Annotated in this window: 13 protein-coding genes; 1 reads left to right on the top strand and 12 read right to left on the bottom strand. The window is 65.9% G+C overall.

The window, feature by feature from the left end; translation table 11 throughout:
- Positions 1 to 61: 61 nt before the first annotated feature.
- The gene (locus NP552_RS22485) at positions 62 to 982 is read left to right on the top strand and encodes a class I SAM-dependent methyltransferase (protein WP_102063796.1); all 921 of its coding nucleotides are present in this window, start codon (positions 62 to 64) and stop codon (positions 980 to 982) included.
- A gap of 82 nt (positions 983 to 1,064) precedes the next feature.
- Here the strand turns inward: NP552_RS22485 and NP552_RS22480 are convergent, their stop codons facing one another.
- From NP552_RS22480 to gcl, 12 genes are all read right to left on the bottom strand, one after another.
- A complete protein-coding gene (locus NP552_RS22480; protein WP_274097180.1) occupies positions 1,065 to 2,516 on the bottom strand; it encodes a PepSY domain-containing protein in 1,452 nt (483 codons plus the stop codon).
- A 48-nt stretch (positions 2,517 to 2,564) separates the two neighbouring features.
- Entirely contained in the window at positions 2,565 to 4,718 is a 2,154-nt protein-coding gene (locus tag NP552_RS22475; protein ID WP_274097179.1) for a TonB-dependent receptor, read from the bottom strand.
- Positions 4,719 to 4,808: 90 nt separating this feature from the next.
- Complete coding sequence (locus tag NP552_RS22470; RefSeq protein ID WP_274097178.1) at positions 4,809 to 5,195, bottom strand: DUF2946 domain-containing protein; 387 nt, start codon at positions 5,193 to 5,195, stop codon at positions 4,809 to 4,811.
- A gap of 54 nt (positions 5,196 to 5,249) precedes the next feature.
- Entirely contained in the window at positions 5,250 to 7,289 is a 2,040-nt protein-coding gene (locus tag NP552_RS22465; protein ID WP_043859888.1) for a mechanosensitive ion channel family protein, read from the bottom strand.
- A gap of 238 nt (positions 7,290 to 7,527) precedes the next feature.
- Positions 7,528 to 8,529 carry a sulfate ABC transporter substrate-binding protein gene (locus NP552_RS22460; protein WP_043859889.1) on the bottom strand — a complete coding sequence of 334 codons (1,002 nt, stop codon included), beginning with the start codon at positions 8,527 to 8,529 and terminating at the stop codon, positions 7,528 to 7,530.
- 92 nt (positions 8,530 to 8,621) lie between these two features.
- A complete protein-coding gene (locus NP552_RS22455; RefSeq protein ID WP_043859890.1) occupies positions 8,622 to 9,446 on the bottom strand; it encodes an ion transporter in 825 nt (274 codons plus the stop codon).
- 31 nt (positions 9,447 to 9,477) lie between these two features.
- The gene (locus NP552_RS22450; protein WP_058542041.1) at positions 9,478 to 10,356 is read right to left on the bottom strand and encodes an urea transporter; all 879 of its coding nucleotides are present in this window, start codon (positions 10,354 to 10,356) and stop codon (positions 9,478 to 9,480) included.
- 150 nt (positions 10,357 to 10,506) lie between these two features.
- Positions 10,507 to 11,922 carry a pyruvate kinase gene (gene pyk, locus NP552_RS22445; protein ID WP_043859892.1) on the bottom strand — a complete coding sequence of 472 codons (1,416 nt, stop codon included), beginning with the start codon at positions 11,920 to 11,922 and terminating at the stop codon, positions 10,507 to 10,509.
- Positions 11,912 to 13,192 carry a glycerate kinase type-2 family protein gene (locus NP552_RS22440; protein WP_274097177.1) on the bottom strand — a complete coding sequence of 427 codons (1,281 nt, stop codon included), beginning with the start codon at positions 13,190 to 13,192 and terminating at the stop codon, positions 11,912 to 11,914. The genes pyk and NP552_RS22440 overlap by 11 nt, the downstream gene beginning before the upstream one ends.
- 183 nt (positions 13,193 to 13,375) lie before the next feature.
- Entirely contained in the window at positions 13,376 to 14,269 is an 894-nt protein-coding gene (locus tag NP552_RS22435) for a 2-hydroxy-3-oxopropionate reductase (RefSeq protein WP_116053261.1), read from the bottom strand.
- 119 nt (positions 14,270 to 14,388) lie between these two features.
- Positions 14,389 to 15,171 carry a hydroxypyruvate isomerase gene (gene hyi / locus NP552_RS22430; RefSeq protein WP_054915603.1) on the bottom strand — a complete coding sequence of 261 codons (783 nt, stop codon included), beginning with the start codon at positions 15,169 to 15,171 and terminating at the stop codon, positions 14,389 to 14,391.
- Positions 15,172 to 15,229: 58 nt separating this feature from the next.
- Positions 15,230 to 17,005 (bottom strand): glyoxylate carboligase, encoded by a 1,776-nt coding sequence (gene gcl, locus NP552_RS22425; protein ID WP_043859896.1) that lies wholly within the window; start codon positions 17,003 to 17,005, stop codon positions 15,230 to 15,232.
- Between the last annotated feature and the right edge of the window lie 104 nt (positions 17,006 to 17,109).

Here is a 17,109-nt window from a genome sequence, read left to right as displayed (position 1 = left end):
TGTCGCTTGCTGCGTGAAGCTTGCCGCTAAAATAGCCCTTTTTGTCCCAGTGAATCCTGCCATGCCGATTGCCACCCTTCACGCCCACCTGCTCGGTGCCCTGAACCCTGCGCCTGCCGAAACCCGGCGCCTGTTCCATGGGCGCGGGCGCTGCTGGCCGGGGCTCGAACAGATCACCGTGGACTGGCTGCAGGGCGTGCTGCTGGTCTCGCTGTTTCGCGAACCGCCCGAAGGGCAGCTGGCCACGCTGGAGCAGATGCTGCGCACCCTGGCCGCCAGCCCTGGCTGGCCCGGGCAGGCGATCCTGATTCAGCACCGCTACCTGCCCGATAGCCCCGGCCAGTGGTTGCTGGGCGAGCCGAGCGAGCACCGCGTGATCGACGAGGATGGCCTGCGCTATCAGCTGGACCTGGGCCTGAAGCAGAACACCGGGCTGTTCCTGGACATGCGCTATGGCCGGCGCTGGGTGCGCGAGCAGGCGGCGGGCAAGCGGGTGCTCAACCTGTTCGCCTACACCTGCGGGTTTTCGGTGGCAGCGATTGCCGGGGGGGCCGAGCAGGTGATCAACCTCGATATGGCGCGCTCGGCCCTGAGCCGCGGGCGCGACAACCATCGGCTCAACGGGCATGACCTGGGGCGGGTGGGGTTTCTGGGGCATGAGCTGTTCAAGTCATGGGGCAAGGTGCGCAAGAGCGGGCCGTATGACCTGATCATCATCGACCCGCCGACGTTCCAGAAGGGCAGCTTTGTGCTGACCCAGGACTACAGCAAGATCCTGCGCCGCCTGCCGGAGCTGTTGAATGAAGGCGGCACGGTGCTGGCGTGCGTGAACGACCCGGCCATCGGGCCTGACTTTCTGATCGAGGGGATGGCAGCCGAGGCGCCGGGGCTGGTGTTCGTGGAGCGTCTGGCCAACCCACCGGAGTTTGCGGACAGTGATCCGGTGGGCGGGCTGAAGGCGCTGGTGTTTCGCCAGGGGTGACCGGGGTGGATTGTTCGCCGGCAAGGCCGGCTCCTACAGGGTTTGCGTTGTCTGTAGGAGCCGGCCTTGCCGGCGAATGAGGCTAGCGGCGCAAACGCCGCCACCCCATCACCACACCACTCACGCTCAGCACCAGCCCACCCAGGCTGAGCACGATCATCCACCCATCCCACAACGGCCGCCGCGTCAGCAGCGGTAGCCAGTCCCAGCTGTGCAGCAACGCGAACAGCCAGCGTGACGCGCGCCGTGGCTGGTCCAGCTGCCCCAGTACTTCACCGGTGTACAGGTCCAGATGCAGCCAGGTCTGCGCCGGGTCGTCGAAGCGCACCCGCAGCACCGGCAGACGCTTTTCAAGATGCCCGAGCATGCTCTGCTCGGCCCGCGCGTAGTAGTAGAAGTCGTAGGCCTCCAACTGCTGCACCTGCATCGCCGGCCCGATCGCCCGCGCCGCCTGCTCCAGCACCGCCCGTGGCAGACGCTGCAGCACCTGGCCGTCGTGCATCGACAGTACCCGCGTGCGTCCCGCGCCGTCCTGGCCCACCACATACCCCGCGCCCCCGATCAGCCGCCACTCCAGCTCGCGGGCGGTGAAGCCCTGGTCGTCAAAGCGCGCCAGTGCCTGGGGCACCGACAGCGGGAACGCCGCCGCATTCAGCGGCCCGCCCTGATACGCCGAGGTATCCAGCGGCTGGGCACTGCTGAACAGCCGCCACGGGTTCATCGACATCAGCCCACTGAAAATCCAGGTGATGGCCAGGGCACCGAACAGCAACCCGCCCACATGGTGCCAGCGTGCCCAGCCCTTGTACGGCGAACGCGAACCGCTGCGGTAGGGCCGGCTGAAGCGCCAGCGCATCACACCCACCACTGCGCCCAACAGCGCCATCACGCTGGCCGCCAGCGACAGGTAGATCACCAGGTTGCTCCACAGCCCGTCCACGCCGATGCCGCGCAATGGATACAGCCAGTGCAGCCAGGCGCCGATCAGGTTCCAGCCGCGCTCGCTGGCGCTGGCATCGCGCACCACTTCGCCGGTCTGGCCGCTGATGTACAGCAAGGTGCCGTCCGTATCGCTCAACTGCACGCGATGCAGCGGCCGGTGCGCATCCAGTGCGCGCGAATGGCTCCACAGGTCTTCCTGCACCGCGTCGCGATAGGTCAGCGGCGCATGCGGGTCGTATTGCCCGGCACTGGCCAACGCCCGTTCGCGGGTGGTGGGGGCGATGCGCTGGCCGCTAGTTGCGTCCACCGCCAGGGCCTTGCCGCTGGCATAGTCGAACAGGTAAAGCGCCTGCCCCGCCACGCTGCTCAGGCGTATGCGTGCAGGTTGCGGATCGGCCACCGCCAGCGCCTCGCCCAGCGAGACGCAACAGCCCTGCGCCGACAGCGCCGGCAGGTGCGCCAGGTGCTCGCGCGGGGTCAGCTTGGGGTAGCCCACGTACAGCATCACCATGCCCGAGACGAACCATAGCGCCATGAACACGCAGGTCACGATCCCCAGCCAGCGATGCCACAGATACAGATAACGCTTCATTGCAACGCTCCATCAGGGACGGGGCGCGAACGCCCCGGCCCGGCCCAGTCAGAAGCGGGTCTGCACCGCCAGTTCGAAGGTGCGCGGTGCACCCAGGTAGAGCATGCTCGACGAGGTCCAGCGTGCGTACACCTCGTCGGTCAGGTTGCGCACCCGCGCGGTGATGCGCGTGTCGGCATCCACCTTGTAGCCGACGAAGGCCCCGAACAGGGTGTACGACGGCGCGTAGCGGGTGTTGGCCGCATCGGTATACACCGACGACACATAGCGGCTGTCGCCGCCCACCTGCCACTGTGGGTCCAGGTCGTAGGTCAGCCACAGGTTGGCCACCCGGTCCGGGGTGTTGGTGGGGGTGTTGCCCTTGCGCGAGAACGACTGGCCGCCGACGTTTTCGTTGAACGCGTCGTACTGCGCATCGACATAGGCGAAGTTGCCTTCGGCCAGCAGTTGCGGGGTGACGCGCAGCGCCGCCGCCACCTCGATACCGCGTGACGACTGCTTGCCCACCGGCTGGGTGAAGCCGGGGTTGGCCGGGTCGGCGGTGGCCAGGTTGTCGCGCTCGATGCGGTAGGCGGCCACGGTGGCCGAACCGCGTCCGTCCAGAAAGTCGAACTTGCTACCCACCTCCAGCTGCTTGCCGGTGCTCAGGTCGAAGTCGCGCACCTGGCCGAAGCTGGCGGTGGTGAGCATGCCGGCGGGCGGGTCGGCGGCGGTGCTGTACTGCACATACACGTTGGCCGACGGGGTCAGCTCGAACACCAGGCCCACACGCCCGGTGGTGGGCTGGTAGCGGCGTTTGAACTGCGCCGGGTTGGCCTCGTTGACGGCGCGGTAGTTGCGTACCTGCAGGTCGATGCTGTCGTGGCGCAGGCCCGTCAGCAGGGTCAGGCGATCGGTCAGGGTCAGGCGGTTCTCCAAAAAGCCGGCCCAGGTGTCGACCGTGTTCTGACGGTTCTTCTCGTAGCCGGGGAACATGCCCGGCAGGTCGTAGAAGTGTCCCGGGTCGAAGTGGTCGGGGTCGACGCTGCCGGCAGCGGTGCCCGAGCGCGGGTAGGTCATCTGCACGTTGTGGCTGTAGTCCAGGCCCGTCGACCACTGGCTGCGCAGGCCGAACAGCTGGCCGTCATGCAGCAGTTCCACGCGGTTGCCGTTGAGCTCCTGGTCGTGCCGTTGCAGCAGGCTGCCGGCGCGTTGCACGCGGCTGTTGTCGGCGTTGTAGGTGTAGGTCTCGAGATTGCGGAAGTTGCGCTCGGCGTTGTAGTGGTAAAGCGTATTGCGCAGCGAGGTGGCGTCGTCGAAACGGTACTCGGTGATCGAGCGCAGCCAGCGCACGCGCTGCTCGTAGCGCCCGTCCTCGACGTTGTAGTTCTCGAAGCGCCGGCTCTTGTCGACCTTCATCTGGCCGCCCAGCGGGTTGAGCACCGGGCTGCCCCAGTAGGGGCTGTCGACGCTCTCGTTCTGGTATTCGAGTGCCAGGGTGTGGGACAGCTGGTCGTTGATGTCGGTCAGCAGTGAGAACGCCACGCTCCAGGCATCGCGCTCCTCGCGGTCGACGTAGCCATTGCTGCGGGTATGGCTGAAATCCAGGCGCGCATGGTTGGTGTCGTTGAGTGCGTGGTTGAAGCCGAACGAGGTCTCGCTGCTGTCGTAGCTGCCATAGCTGACGCGGCCTTCATTGAAGTCTTCGTCGCGGTTGGCCAGCTTGGTGATGTAGTTGATCGAGCCGCCTACGGCGCCGGCGCCGAACAGGAAGCTGGACGGGCCGCCGACCGCTTCGACGCGGTCATAGATCCAGCTGTCGACCGGGCGTGCGGCGATCGAGTCGTACTGCACGCTGATGCCATTGAACAGCTGGGTGATCTGCGCCCCGGAAAAGCCCCGGTACGACACCGAGCCGGCCGAGCCGGGCGGGGAGGCGGCGTTGAGGCCGGGTACGCCGGCGAGCATGTCCTGGGTGGTCCTGGCGCCGCGCTGTTCGATCTGCTGGCGGTTGACGATGCTGATCGAGGCCGGGGTTTCGCGGGGCGTGAGGCCCAGGCGCGAACCGGTTTGCGAGGGGGTGTCGAGCAACACGCCGTCCACCGGAATCGGCCGGTCGCTGACCAGTACATCGGGCAGCACGAGTGCCTCGTCGGCAACGGCGTTGAGCGACAGGGCGCAGAGCAGGGCAGTGCAGCCCTGCAAACGTGGGAAAGGGGTCATTGAGCGAACTCTGCAGGTGAGCCAACGGCACCCCCGCGCAGTGGCGCAGGCGTGTGCCGGTACGGGCAGCGGCAAGGCTGCCGGGTTGGATCAGGCCAGCAGGGGGGAAGCGCGCGGGTTGGCCGAGGGCCAGCAGTAGCGAGGTGGCGCCTTGCTGCGCAGTTCGCGGTGGTAGCGGCGCGTGCGGGTGAACGCCAGCAGCCAGCCGATCACCAGGCTCAGGGCCAGGCACACCACGGCCGCGGCACACACCGGGCAGGTTTGCAGGCTGTCCCAGCCGGCGATGGAGGCGTCGCTGTAATCGGTCTTGAGGGTCGGGCCCGGGGTGCCCATGGCCGAGCAGAAGGCTCCGCCGATGCCGTTGAGCTGCAGGCCCATCATCTGCCCGTGGCCGATACCGCAGGCGAACAGATTGAACAGGACGCTGAAGTACAGCGTCCAGGCAATCAGCGAGCGGTTGGCACGGGTAAATTTCATGGCGGCGACTTTAGCACCACCTTCCCATGCCGGGAAGGTTGAACGCCGCAGTGTCTACACCGTTTCGTCGCGTACGTGGGCCGGCTGCGGGTAATACTGCGCGAAGCTCACGTCGTCGGTCTGGTCCACGCGCTTTTTCAGGCGTTCGTTGAACGCCCGGTTCACTGCGTACTGCCCGCCCGAGGTGGTGCGGAACTGGGCGGTGAGGGTGATGCCGTTGAGGTTCATGGCGTCCACCCCGAACACCTGCAGCGGCCCTTGCAGGCTGTGGCGCAGCACCGGGTCCTCGCTGATCGACTGGCCCACCTCGCGGATCAGGTGCAGGGCGCTGTCGACATCGGTCTGGTAGCTGAACTGCACCGAGAAGAACGCATAGGCGAACTGGCGCGACTGGTTGGTGACGGCCTTGATCTGGCCGAACGGTACCGAGTGCACGAAGCCCTTGCCGTCACGCAGGCGCAGGGTGCGGATGGTCAGGCTCTCGACGGTGCCGGCGTGGCCGGAGTCGAGCACCACCCAGTCGCCGATGGCGATGGTGTCCTCGATCAGGATGAACAGGCCGGTGATCACGTCCTGTACCAGCTGCTGCGAACCGAAACCGATGGCCAGGCCGACCACCCCGGCACCGGCCAGCAGCGGCGCCACGTTGATGCCCAGGTTGGCCATGGTGGTGATGGTGCAGATCACCACCAGCACGATCTTCACCGCGTTGCGCAGCATCGGCAGGATGGTGCGCACCCGTGTGCTGGGCTGGCGCGAAGCGCGCCGGCCGGCGCTGGGCTTGAGGGCTTCCTGGATGGCGGTGTCGATCACCACCCACAGCAGCCAGGTGACCAGCAAGATCAACCCGATGCTGCTCAGCGAATCGCTGATTGCCCGGCCCAGGCTGTTGCGCACGGCGAATTCGAGCACCGAAAAACCCCAGATGCGCCCCAGCAGCTCGATGAAGGCGATGGCCATGCCGATGCGCAGCAGCGCGTGGGCGAGGTTGCGCACCAGTTCCTTGTAGGGGCGCAGGCGCTGGCCGGGGTCGACCTCGCGGGACTTGAACAGGTGCTGCAGCACCGTGCTCAGGAACACCGTGCCCACCAGCAGCACCGTGGTCAGCAGGGCCTTTTGCAGGGCCTTCTGGCTTTCTTCGCCGGCGCCGATCAGGTTGATCGCCGATACCAGGATCATCATCAGGATCGGCAGGTACCACAGCCACGAGAAGATCCGCAGGGTTTCCTGCAGGGCGCGGTGCTGCAGGCGGTCGTGCAGGTCGCGGTTGCGGATCAGGTGGGCCACCGGGCGGCGCAGGCGGATCACCAGCGCGGCGAAGGCGAAGGTGGCCAGCAGGCCGGTGATCACCGCGATGCTGCTGGTGAGGTTGCCACCGATCTGGCGGGTGATCTGCGGGCTGGTCAGGGCGTCGGCCCAGGCGGCGAGAAAGCCGATCATGAACAACGGGCGTGGCGCGATCTTGCGGATGATGCGCACGGCGGTGCGCTTGTGGCCGGTGTCGAACACGGTGATCAGGCACAGGATGATCGACGTCGAGAACAGGCCGCTGCTGGTGGCGTAGGCCAGGCTCAGGCCCAGCGCGCGGCCGATCGAGGGGTCGAGCAGGCGCGTGCTGGCGTAGAGGGTGGCGGGCAGGCTGGCCAGGGCCGGCAGGGTGTAGGGCAGCAGGTAGCCGAGCAGTTTCTGCAACCGCGGACGTTCGCGCAGCGGGCGCCTGCGATTGATGTGGTGGGACAGCACGCGGCCCAGGCTGGTGAGCACGCCGAACACCACCAGCCAGGTGAGGCTGAGCAGGGCAAAGTCCACCAGCAGGTCGAAGGAGTCTTCGGCGTGGCGGTCGACCAGCTGGTTGGCCTCCTTGCTGGCGCGATTGGCGCGCAGGCGCCAGGCGTCGACCAGGTGACCGTCGACGTCGATTTCCTGGGTGACGCTGTCGAGGCTGTTGGCCAGGGCGCCGAGCAGGCCGCCCTGAACCACGGGTTCCGGGGCTTTTTCGGCGGTTTCGGCGCTGTCGGTGCCGGGGATGAGGCTGGCGGCGAGCAGTTGCGTGCTGAGCAGGCAACCGAGCAACAGGGTGAGCAATCGGGTCACTGGGCACTCCTTGAGCCGTGAATGACGGAAAGGGTAGTCCAAGGAACTGATCGGTATTTGCCGGGCAAGTTCGAAACCGAGGTGAATTCATCGCGGGTCAAGCCCGCTCCCACAGGTGCGACATCGCCCTTGAAATCGGCACATCACCTTGTGGCAGCGGGCTTGACCCGCGACAGGCCCGAACGCCGGCCACAAAAAATCCGGGGCCCGTCACAGGCCCCGGATTCGTCACCCGGCCTTACTGCCCGGTGTAGATCTGGTCGAAGATCCCGCCGTCGTTGAAGTGGGTCTTCTGCACGGTGCGCCAGTCACCGAAGGTCTTTTCCACCGACAGGAAGTCGACTTTGGGGAAGCGGTCGGTGTACTTGGCCAGCACGGTCGCATCGCGTGGGCGCAGGTAGTTGTTGGCGGCAATTTCCTGGGCTTCAGGCGACCACAGGTACTTCAGGTACTCCTCGGCGGTGGCACGGCTTTTCTTCTTGTCCACCACCTTGTCGACCACGCTCACCGGCGGCTCTGCTTCGGCCGACACGCTCGGGTAGATCACCTCGAACTGGTCGCGACCGAATTCGCGCGCGATCATCTCGGCTTCGTTCTCGAAGGTCACCAGCACGTCGCCGATCTGGTTGGTCATGAAAGTGGTGGTCGCGGCACGGCCACCGGTATCGAGCACCGGCGCCTGCTTGAACAGCTTGCCGACGAAGTCCTTGGCCTTGTTCTCGTCACCGCCGTTCTTGAGCACATAGCCCCATGCCGACAGGTAGGTGTAGCGGCCGTTGCCCGAGGTCTTGGGGTTGGGCACGATCACCTGTACGCCGTCCTTGAGCAGGTCGGGCCAGTCCTTCAGGGCCTTGGGGTTGCCCTTGCGCACGATGAACACGGTGGCGGAGGTGAAGGGCGCGCTGTTGTTGGGCAGGCGGGTGACCCAGTTGTCCGGCACCAGTTTGCCGTTGTCGGCCAGGGCATTGATGTCGGTGGCCATGTTCATGGTGATGACGTCGGCCGGCAGGCCGTCGATCACCGAGCGCGCCTGCTTGCTCGAACCGCCGAAGGACATCTGCACGTTGATCTTCTCTTTGTGCTCGGCTTCCCAGTGCTTCTGGAACGCGGCGTTGTAGTCCTTGTAGAAGTCGCGCATCACGTCGTAGGAGACGTTGAGCAGGGTGGTCGGGGCGGCCTGGGCGAGGTTGCCCAGGGCCAGGCCTGCGGCCAGAAGCGAGGCACCAAAGAGTTTTTTCACTGCGCATTCCTTGTTCGAGTTGGGAGAAAGGCATTATGCCAGCGACTATAGCGGCTCGGCCTTAGTCGCTTAAAGATTAAAAAGTGCTGTGGTTATTCCATTTTCTTGAACAGCGCATTGCCGCAGCGTGAACAGAACGCGGCGCTCTGCTCGTGGCTGCCCTTGTGGCAGGTGGGGCAGGCGTGCTGCAGCTGTTCGCCGCGCATGGCGTTGGCCAGCTCGGCAGTGAAGATGCCGGTGGGCACGGCAATGATCGAGTAGCCGGTGATCATCACCAGCGAGGAAATCACCTGGCCCAGCGGGGTCTTGGGCACGATGTCGCCAAAGCCCACGGTGGTCAGGGTCACGATGGCCCAGTAGATGCCCTTGGGGATGCTGGTGAAGCCGTGTTCCGGGCCTTCGACCACGTACATCAGGGTGCCGAACACCGTGACCAGGGTCGACACGCTGACCAGGAACACGATGATCTTCTGCTTGCTGCCGCGCAGCGCCGACATCAGGTAGTTGGCCTGCTTGAGGTACGGGCCGAGCTTGAGCACGCGGAAGATGCGCAGCATGCGGATCACGCGGATGATCAGCAGGTACTGCGCGTCACTGTAGTAGATGGCGATGATGCCCGGCACGATCGCCAGCAGGTCCACCAGCCCGTAGAAGCTGAAGGCATAGCGCAGCGGCTTGGGCGAGCAGTACAGGCGGGTGAGGTATTCGGCCAGGAAGATGGCGGTAAAGCCCCACTCGATCCAGGCCAGCAGCCCGGCGTAGCCCTGGTGGACCTCGTCGATGCTGTCGAGGATGACGGTGATCAGGCTGGCCAGGATGATCAGCAGCAGAATGCTGTCGAAGCGCCGGCCGGCCACGGTGTCGGCTTGAAAGACGATGACGTAGAGCCGCTCGCGCCAGCTCGAAGGGGTGCTCATGGGCGCTTTCCATTACAAGATGGAGCAGAGCCTAGGGGCTGGCCCGCAGCTGTGCAAGCGGGCGACGTCGGGCAGCGGTGCCCAGTTGCAGCAGCCAGCAGGCGAGGATGAACGGCGCGGTCAGGCCCGGCACCGGCAGCAGGCCCAGCAGCGGTTGCAGCACGATGGCCAGAACGATGGCCAGCAACGGCCGCCAGGGTTGTGCGCGGGTCTGGCTGAAGGCCAGCGCGGCCAGCGCCGCATTGAAGCCGTACAGGCCGTAGTAGCCGGCGCCGGCCTCGCCACCGAGCAGCGCCACGCTGCCGCCCAGGGCGGCGCCCAGTAGCGCCCAGGCGGCGGCGTAGCGGTTGGCGATCAGCAGGCCCAGGGCAATCAGCAGGCCGGCCAGCGGCTGGTCGAGCAGGAAGATCTGGCCCAGGCCGCGGCCCAGGGCGAACAGCGGGTTGGCCGCGACCGGGGCGTAGCCGGCGCTGGAAGGCTCGGCCAGCGCCAGTACCGCCCAGCCGATCAGCACGAAGGGCGCGGTGTAGGCGGGCAGCAGGCGAGGGCTTTTGCGCTTGAGCCACTGGTGCACCAGCATGCTGCTCAGGCCCGCGGCGGCGATGATCAGCGGGGGCAGCAGGGCCGACCAGGGCAGTGCGTGGCTGAGCAGCAGGCCCAGCAGCACGCCGTTGTAGCTGTACAGGCCGGCCTGGCGGTCGGCGCGGTTGTAGCCGCGGCGCTGCGCGGTGAGCAGCCCGGCAAGGGCGCCCAGCAGCGCACCGCCGATGAGTTCGGGGGCGGTAATCAGGATGGCCAGCAGGCACAGCAGGCCGCACAGCGGGTTGCGCTGCAGCAGCACCTGACTGAAACCGTTGAGCAAGGCGGTGGCCCAGTCGGGGCACGGGTTGACGAAGTTCTTGGTGTACATGGCAGTGGGTCAGGGTGAGTGGAGTGGGGCGCCTCTTCGGGCTTTGTTGTCCCACGGTGTGGTGTGTGTCAGTGCGGGCCTCTTCGCCGGCAAGGCCGGCTCCTACAGGGTCTGTGCCGTGTGTAGGAGCCGGCGTTGCCGGCGAAGCGGTCAGAGCAGGGTTTCGATCCGCAGCGTATTGGTCGACCCCGGCTTGCCAAAAGGCACACCGGCAGTGATCAACAGGATGTCGCCACGGCTGGCCATGCCCTGGGCCTGGGCAATCTCCAGTGCCGTGGACACCACTTCGTCCACCTGGCGCAACCGATCGTTGACCACCGAATGCACGCCCCAGGCTACGCTCAGGCGCCGTGCGGTATTGAGGTTGGGGGTCAGGTTGAGGATCGGTGCACGCGGCCGTTCACGCGCTGCGCGCAGGGTCGAGTTGCCCGACTCGCTGTAGTTCACCAGCACCGCCACCGGCAGGATGCCGCTGATGCGACGGATCGCGCAGCTGATCGCATCCGACACCGTGGCCTCGGCCTGTGGCCGGCCCACGTCCAGCTGGGCCTGGTAGTCCGGGCCGCTTTCGACCTGGCGGATGATCTTGCTCATCATCTGCACCGCTTCGAGCGGGTAGTCGCCCGAGGCGGTCTCGGCCGACAGCATCACCGCATCGGCGCCCTCGGCCACGGCGTTGGCCACGTCGGTGACCTCGGCGCGGGTCGGGGCCGGGCTGAAGCGCATCGACTCGAGCATCTGCGTGGCCACCACCACCGGGCGGCCCAGCTGGCGGCAGGTGGTGATGATGCGCTGCTGGATCTGCGGCACGCTTTCGGCCGGCACTTCCACGCCCAGGTCGCCACGGGCGACCATGATCGCGTCGCTCAACTGGGCAATCTCGCGCAGTTGCGTGACCGCCGAGGGCTTCTCGATCTTGGCCATCAGGTAGGCCCGGTCGCCGATCAGCTGGCGCGCCTCGATGATGTCTTCAGGGCGCTGCACGAACGACAGGGCCACCCAGTCCACGCCCAGTTCCAGGCCGAAGGTCAGGTCGCGACGGTCCTTTTCGGTCAGCGGGCTGAGCTCGAGCAGCGCCTGGGGCACGTTCACGCCCTTGCGGTCGGACAGTTCGCCGCCGTTGAGCACCTCGGTGTCGATGGCGTCGGCGTGCTTGGCGGTCACGCGCAGGCGCAGTTTGCCGTCATCGAGCAGCAGGTCCATGCCCGGCTCCAGCGCGGCGATGATCTCCGGGTGGGGCAGGTTGACCCGCTGTGCATCGCCCGGTGTGGCATCCAGGTCCAGGCGCAGGGCCTGGCCGCGTTGCAGTTGCACCTTGCCTTCGGCAAAACGCCCGACACGCAGCTTGGGGCCCTGCAGGTCCATGAGGATGCCCAGCGGGTAGTTGAGCTGGCGCTCCACTTCGCGGATCCATTCGAAACGCATGGCGTGGTCGGCGTGCTCGCCGTGGCTGAAGTTCAGGCGAAAGATGTTCACCCCGGCTTCGACCAGCTGACGGATGTCGTCGATGCCTTTGGTCGCGGGGCCGAGGGTGGCGAGGATTTTGACTTTCTTGTCAGGCGTCATGTTGTGCGGTCTCGAGAATCAGGATGGCGCGAAAATCGTTGACGTTGGTGCGCGTGGGCTCGGTAACGATCAAGGCGTCGAGCGCGGCGAAGTAACCGTAGCCATTGTTGTTGTCCAGCTCGTCCGCCGCCGACAGGCCCTGGGCCTGGGCACGCGCATAGCTGTCGGGGGTCATGAAGGCCCCGGCGTTGTCTTCGGAGCCGTCGATGCCGTCGGTGTCACCGGCCAGTGCGTACACGCCGGGCAACCCCTTGAGGCTTTCGGTGAGGCTGAGCAGGAACTCGGCGTTGCGCCCGCCGCGGCCATTGCCGCGCACGGTGACGGTGGTTTCGCCGCCCGACAGGATCACGCAGGGCGCCGCCAGTGGCTGGCCGTGCTGCACGATCTGGCGCGCGATGCCGGCATGCACCTTGGCCACTTCACGCGACTCACCCTCCAGGTCACCCAGGATCAGCGGGCTGAAGCCGGCCTGGCGCGCCTTTACCGCAGCGGCCTCCAGCGACTGCTGGGGGCGGGCGATCAGCTGGAAGTGGCTGCGGGCCAGGGCCGGGTCATCGGCCTTGACGGTTTCGGAGGCCGGGTTGTTCAGCCACGCGGTGACGGCGGCCGGGGCCTGGATGTTGTAGCGCTTGAGGATCGCCAGCGCTTCGGCCGAGGTGCTCGGGTCGGCCACGGTGGGGCCGGAGGCGATCACGGTGGCGAGGTCGCCGGGTACGTCGGAAATCGCGTAGGTGTACACCGTGGCCGGCCAGCAGGCCTTGGCCAGGCGGCCGCCCTTGATCGCCGAGAGGTGCTTGCGCACGCAGTTCATCTCGCCGATGGTGGCGCCGGATTTGAGCAGGGCCTTGTTGACCTGCTGCTTGTCGGCCAGGGTCAGGCCTTCGGCGGGCAGGGCCAGCAGGGCGGAACCTCCGCCGGAGAGCAGGAAGATCACCCTATCGTCGGCGCTGAGGTCGCTGACCATCGCCAGCACACGCTTGGCCACGGCCAGGCCGGCGGCGTCCGGTACCGGGTGGGCGGCTTCGACCACTTCGATCTTGCTGCAGCTGGCGCCGTGGCCGTAGCGGGTCACGACCAGGCCCGAGACCTCGCCCTGCCAACTGCGCTCGACCACTTCGGCCATGGCGGCGGCGGCCTTGCCGGCGCCGATGACGATGACGCGGCCGCTGCGGTCGCTGGGCAGGTGGGCTTCGAGCACCTGGCGTGGATGCGCGGCATCGATGGCCGTGGCGAACAGCTCGCGCAGAAAGTGTTGCGGATCGACCGACATGGCAGGCTCCCAAATCTTATTGTTTTGCAGAATCGAAAACGCCCCTGGGCCTGCCTCCGTGCAGACGGGCCCAAGGGCGGGTGGTGCTCTTTAGCGCGGCAAGCTTCAGGCTACAAGCTGCAAGAGACAGCGGACCGATGCGCGGTCTGCCGGTCTTGCCGCATGAAACCTGCCGCTTGACGCTTACTTGTCGCCGCGGATCGAGAAGTTGGCCATGTGCTCAAGGCCCTTGACCAGCGCCGAGTGGTCCCAGTTGGCGCCACCGATGGCCGCGCAGGTGCTGAACACCTGTTGGGCATTGGCGGTGTTGGGCAGGTTGATGTTCAGCTCCTTGGCACCCTGCAGGGCCAGGTTCAGGTCCTTCTGGTGCAGGCTGATGCGAAAGCCCGGGTCGAAGGTGCCCTTGATCATGCGCTCGCCGTGCACTTCGAGGATTTTCGAGGAGGCAAAGCCGCCCATCAGTGCTTCGCGCACCTTGGCCGGGTCGGCGCCGTTCTTGGCGGCGAACAGCAGGGCTTCGGCAACGGCCTGGATGTTCAGGGCCACGATGATCTGGTTGGCGACCTTGGCGGTCTGGCCGTCACCACTGCCACCCACGTGGGTGATGTTCTTGCCCATGGCCTGGAACAGCGGCTGGGCACGTTCGAAGGCTTTGGGGCAACCGCCGACCATGATGCTCAGGGTCGCGGCCTTGGCGCCGACTTCACCACCGGACACCGGGGCGTCGAGGTAGGTGGCGCCGGTGGCCTTGATCTTCTCGGCGAAGGCTTTGGTGGCGGTAGGGGAGATCGAGCTCATGTCGATCACCACCTTGTTCGGGCCAATGCCCTGGGCCACGCCGTTTTCACCGAACAGCACGGCTTCGACCTGCGGGGTGTCCGGCACCATGACGATGATGAACTCGGCTTCCTGGGCCACTTCCTTGGGGTTGGCCAGGGCCACGCCGCCGGCGGCGATCAGGTCGGTCGGCGCGGCGCCGTGGTGCGAGGAAAGGAACAGGCTGTGACCTGCCTTCTGCAGGTTCTGAGCCATTGGAAGGCCCATGATGCCGGTGCCGATGAATCCGATTTTAGCCATTACAATTACCTCTTGTTTTTGTACATGTAGGAGCCGGCCTTGCCGGCGAATGGGGCCATGAGGTGTTCGGTCAGGCCCCTTCGCCAGCAAGGCTGGCTCCTACAGGGGTTATGTGGGGTTCAGATCGCGTTGTGGGTCTTGAGCCAGCCAAGGCCCGCTTCGGTGGTGGTCAGCGGCTTGTATTCGCAGCCTACCCAGCCCTGGTAGCCGATACGGTCCAGGTGCTCGAACAGGAAGCGGTAGTTGATCTCGCCGGTGCCCGGCTCGTTGCGGCCCGGGTTGTCGGCCAGCTGGATGTGGTTGATCTTGGCCAGGTTGCCTTCCATCGTGCGGGCCAGGTCACCTTCCATGATCTGCATGTGGTAGATGTCGTACTGCAGGAACAGGTTGGTGCTGCCCACTTCGGCCTGGATCTCCAGCGCCTGCTTGGTGGTGTTCAGGTAGAAGCCCGGGATGTCGCGGGTGTTGATCATCTCCATCACCAGCTTGATGCCTGCTGCCTGCAGCTTGTCGGCGGCGAACTTCAGGTTGTCGACGAAGGTCTTGCGCACCGTGGCGCAGTCCGGGCCTTGTGGGCGAATACCGGCCAGGCAGTTGACCTGGGTGTTGCCCAGTACCTGGGCGTAGGCAATGGCCAGGTCCACGCCGGCACGGAATTCCTCGACACGGGACGGGTCGCAGGCGATGCCGCGATCACCCTTGGCCCAGTCGCCGGCCGGCAGGTTGAACAGCACCTGGGTCAGGCCGTTGCTGTCCAGGTGCTGCTTGATTTCAGCCGAGCTGAAATCGTACGGGAAGAGGTACTCGACCCCGCTGAAGCCGGCGTCGGCAGCAGCCTTGAAACGGGCGAGAAAGTCCTGCTCGGTGAACAGCATGGACAGGTTGGCGGCGAAACGAGGCATGGTTGTCTCCTTGCAAAAGTGGGCCCTGTGCGCGGGGGCAGCAGGGCCGCTACAACAGTCAGTCGAGCAGCGAGATCGCGGTTGGCGCGTCGTTGCCGACCAGCGCCAGGTCTTCGAACTCGTTGACCGCGTTGATTTCGGTACCCATGGAAATATTGGTCACGCGCTCGAGGATCACCTCGACCACGACCGGCACCTTGAACTCTTCGGCCATCTGCTGGGCCTTGCGCAGGGCCGGCTGGATTTCTTCCGGCTTGAACACGCGCAGTGCCTTGCAACCCAGACCTTCTACAACCGCGACGTGGTCCACACCGTAGCCGTTCAGTTCCGGGGCGTTGAGGTTCTCGAACGCCAGCTGTACACAGTAATCCATCTCGAAGCCGCGTTGGGCCTGGCGGATCAGCCCCAGGTAGGAGTTGTTCACCACCACGTGGATGTACGGCAGGTTGAACTGCGCGCCCACCGCCAGCTCTTCGATCATGAACTGGAAGTCATAGTCGCCCGACAGTGCCACGACCTTGCGCGACGGGTCGGCCTTGACCACGCCCAGTGCCGCAGGAATGGTCCAGCCCAGCGGGCCGGCCTGGCCGCAGTTGATCCAATGACGCGGCTTGTACACGTGCAGGAACTGCGCACCGGCGATCTGCGACAGGCCGATGGTGCTGACGTAGCAGGTGTCCTTGCCGAACACCTGGTTCATTTCCTGGTACACGCGCTGCGGCTTGACCGGCACGTTGTCGAAGTGGGTCTTGCGGTGCAGGCTGGCCTTGCGCTGCTGGCAGTCCTTGAGCCACTCGCCACGGTCCTTGAGCTTGCCGGCGGCTTTCCACTCGCGGGCCACTTCCAGGAACACGTCCAGTGCGGCGCCGGCGTCGGACACGATACCCAGGTCCGGGGTGAACACGCGGCCAATCTGGGTCGGTTCGATGTCGACGTGAATGAAGCGACGGCCTTCGGTGTACACATCCACCGAGCCGGTATGGCGGTTGGCCCAGCGGTTGCCGATGCCCAGCACCACGTCCGACTTGAGCATGGTCGCGTTGCCGTAGCGGTGCGAGGTCTGCAGGCCGACCATGCCCACCATCAGCGGGTGGTCGTCAGGGATGGTGCCCCAGCCCATCAGGGTCGGGATGACCGGGATACCGGTGAGTTCGGCGAATTCCACCAGCTTGTCGCTGGCATCGGCGTTGATGATGCCGCCACCGGCCACCAGCAGCGGACGCTCGGCGGAGTCGAGCATGGCCAGGGCCTTCTCGACCTGCACGCGGTTGGCCGACGGCTTGCTCACCGGCAGCGGCTGGTAGGCGTCGATGTCGAATTCGATCTCGGCCATCTGCACGTCGAACGGCAGGTCGATCAGTACAGGGCCAGGACGGCCGGTGCGCATTTCATAGAAGGCTTTCTGGAACGCATACGGCACCTGGCCAGGTTCGAGCACGGTGGTGGCCCACTTGGTGACCGGCTTGACGATGCTGGTGATGTCGACGGCCTGGAAGTCTTCCTTGTGCAGGCGCGAGCGGGGCGCCTGGCCGGTGATGCACAGAATCGGGATGGAGTCGGCCGAGGCGCTGTACAGGCCGGTGACCATGTCGGTGCCGGCAGGGCCGGAGGTGCCGATGCACACGCCGATGTTGCCGGCCTTGGTACGGGTGTAGCCCTCGGCCATGTGCGAGGCACCTTCCACGTGACGAGCAAGGACGTGATCGATGCCGCCGACTTTCTTCAGGGCCGAATACAGCGGGTTGATCGCGGCGCCCGGGATGCCGAATGCGGTGTCGACGCCTTCACGGCGCATGACCAGCACGGCTGCATCGATTGCTCTCATTTTGCTCATGGTTTTGTGCCTCTTAGATTTTGTAATTGTATACAAATTGCTTTTCGACAGAGTGTATTCACGGCAGGCGACTCTGGTCAATCCATTTTCATCCGCCACCGGGT

The sequence above is a fragment of the Pseudomonas sp. 8209 genome (genome assembly GCF_028682105.1).
Taxonomy (GTDB): Bacteria; Pseudomonadota; Gammaproteobacteria; order Pseudomonadales; family Pseudomonadaceae; genus Aquipseudomonas; species Aquipseudomonas palmensis.
The sequence above is the reverse complement of the archived record's forward strand: the minus strand, read 5'-3'. Positions and strand labels throughout refer to the sequence as shown.